This window comes from Bartonella sp. MU70NMGDW (assembly GCF_042194085.1).
Lineage (GTDB): Bacteria > Pseudomonadota > Alphaproteobacteria > Rhizobiales > Rhizobiaceae > Bartonella > Bartonella grahamii.
On the sequence record NZ_JBHIMK010000161.1, the window covers coordinates 1 to 2,810 of the forward strand.

At 36.6% G+C, this 2,810-nt stretch carries 3 protein-coding genes; all 3 read left to right on the top strand.

Translation table 11 applies throughout. The features are described 5' to 3' along the window. Nucleotides 1–713, top strand: a 713-nt coding sequence (locus ACFIKE_RS09075) for a DUF3792 domain-containing protein (protein WP_375649448.1), incomplete at its 5' end; no start/stop codon positions are given. 827 nt (nucleotides 714–1,540) lie between these two features. Beyond that, nucleotides 1,541–1,750 (top strand): hypothetical protein, encoded by a 210-nt coding sequence (locus tag ACFIKE_RS09080; protein ID WP_375649453.1) that lies wholly within the window; start codon nucleotides 1,541–1,543, stop codon nucleotides 1,748–1,750. A gap of 581 nt (nucleotides 1,751–2,331) precedes the next feature. Further along, the coding region (locus tag ACFIKE_RS09085; protein WP_375649450.1) for an MFS transporter at nucleotides 2,332–2,810 on the top strand (479 nt) is incomplete at its 3' end.

Here is a 2,810-nt window from a genome sequence, read left to right on the forward strand (position 1 = left end):
ACGTGGTTTCTAGTACAGCAAAGATAGGAGCTAAAACGGCTCTAGAAAACAGCTCTATGATCCAACAAACCGTAGACGGTCTAAAAAACAATATTTCCCCTATACTCGCAAAATTAAACAGCGAAAGTGTTGAAAAGTTTTTTGCAAAAAACAGTGACAATGGCATCAATTTTGACCAACTTTCGAGTGAATTGCGCACCCTTCTCAATAAAAGCGACATTCCTGCTCTCAACCCTAATCGCTTGAAACAAACCTATCAAGCAGCACTCAACGATATTGGTTCTGCGATAACAGCTTTCAAAAATGATCCTTCTCACTATCGTACCACTTTAAAAAATCTTGGTGAGCACCTGTCTGATCGTGTAGAAGATCTCACGACAAAATTTGATCGAAGTGATATCATCAAGGCCCTTATGACCGATGGCATGTCCCGTGCGGATGCACAAACAGCAGTAAACCGTGCCGTTCAACTCTATCAAAGCGCAGAGGAAAAAACCGAAAAGGCGATAAAAGCGCTTGAAGAACGGGCAGAAACACTCTCCGACAATCTTGAGGATACGATCAAGGGCGCCAAAAACACTGCAACTAAAGCCACAAAAACAGCCTCCAATATGGGGTGGTGGGGCTTTTTAGGAAGTCTGATAGGTGCCATTATTTCCAGTGTTTTTGGCTACTATGGTTACAGAAGCCGTAAGGACACTTTCATGCTTTAAAACGTCTACCTCTAAAGCAAATACATAAAAAGCTGCACTATGCGTGCAGCTTTTTTGCAAAATTTCCTTGATTTTTCATGCTTTTCAACACAACCAAATTTTTCGACATCCACGTAAAGCTTTTATAATCACGAGAAACAAGCTTAAAAATAAAAGATTTTTTTCAACAATTCTATTTACTTATGTTTTTTCTTTAAAAAATTTCTTAGATGAAATGTTGACTCCATCGATTATATATATGCGTTACAGCGCAATAAATATGCAACTATTGCTCTATTTTTGCCATTTAAGCAAAACGAATTTCGCAGAAAAATATTCCTACACAATCAACAACTTTTCTTAATATGGAAAGCATATCAATCTTACATCTCATGTAAGAGGGAGCATTATGCGGTTAACATTTCATCCACACATAATATGAGAGAATAAGGTAAAATTCCTCTGGTACAAAGGAAATACCAGCCTACCAAATTATCTATTCTCAACAACGCGACACGCTCACCGCCTCAATACCAGTACTTTAGTTTGAGTATACGAACACAATTTACATTTTAGATTAAATGTATCAAATAAATAGTGAACACAAAATCTATGAATAAACAACGATTTAACTTTACACGCTTCAAACAAAGAACCAAATTCTATAATCATGCGTTATTAATTTTTTTTGTAAATATTTTTATACAGAGATCAAAAATCTTACTATTGCTTTCAATACAAGAAACCTACATAAACAATTTCATCTTGATAAACACAACATACTATATAAGCTCGATTCTATTGATGCTTATGAACAAAAGTCTATAAAGCAGATTGAAGTTGCCTCTATTGAAGTAAAAGATGGGCAAGAAAAACTGTATTTTATTGTGGAAAGCAGAAGTATTTTTGAAGACATGTTGCGCGATCTGGAAAAAGCAAAAATCCATTGCGGTCGCGAACATTTCAAAGCTTTAGGAGAAAATACCCAATATATTGTTTCTGATAATTATGAAACTTTTATCGATCAAGCACTTCAAAAAGATACCATAACAACTTGAAAAAATGTTTGGGCTATGGAAACAACCCTCCCCTGTTGTTTATAAAATGCAACTTTTTCCTACTATATAATTTACAAGCTCTTCCTTATAACCGATTTTAATTTTTATTAAACGATTAAGAGATCGTCGAACCTTTTCCAGAAAAGGCTGCACATTTAAGAAAAGAAAATTGTAAACTATTGAGAATACATTTGCCCCCAAACAATCATTTAATTATAAAAATGATACATAAACACACATTGAATTTTTCAGTCAATAATTTGATTTATAAAGCTTTTAAAGCATTTTCCATATTAAATAATAAATGTAAATGGAGAAGGCATATACATTTGTCTAGGTTCCGCTTTTGCTCTTATGCAGATAGAGTTGACGGCGAATAGACTCCTCGATAAACTCATTGAGATCAACTTAACTGATGGCTTCATTTTGGAGGAAGAGGGATTGTATACAAGGAGACCATCAGCGCTTCCAATCACATTCATCCCCATATTAAAGCCATCACAAACAGGTGTTCATTCTCAAAGTCTGTGATTTATGGGGTAGAACCAATATTTTAAAGAGTGTCTGTAGGGAGCATGATCATGCAAAAGGTGGATTCCTATACCAAATCAGAAAGGTATGTCATATATACCGTAATTATTTCCAGCATACTCCCCTTGCTGGACGGGAGCATTGTCAATGTCATCCTTCCTAACCTTGCGCATTATCTTTCAGTAGAGGAAAATAATATACAATGGGTTGTAACATCCTATTTTCTTGCCACCGTACCAGGATTGTTGATAGCAGCTTTTGTTCAGGGGAGAATAGGTATCAAAAAGACTTGGTTTCTTGCAAGCTTCATTTTTATGCTTGGATCACTGGGGGTAGGATTAAGCTATAATTTTCCAACCATTATATCTGCCCGTATCGTTCAAGGTTTCGGGACCGGTCTTTTGCTGCCCCTTAGCCAAACCATTATTGCGTTACAGTTTGGGCAGACACGGGTGCGCCAAGCCATGGGCACCATAGCCGTACCAACAGTTTTCGCTCCTGCCTTTAGTCCGCTGGTGGGTGCCTCACT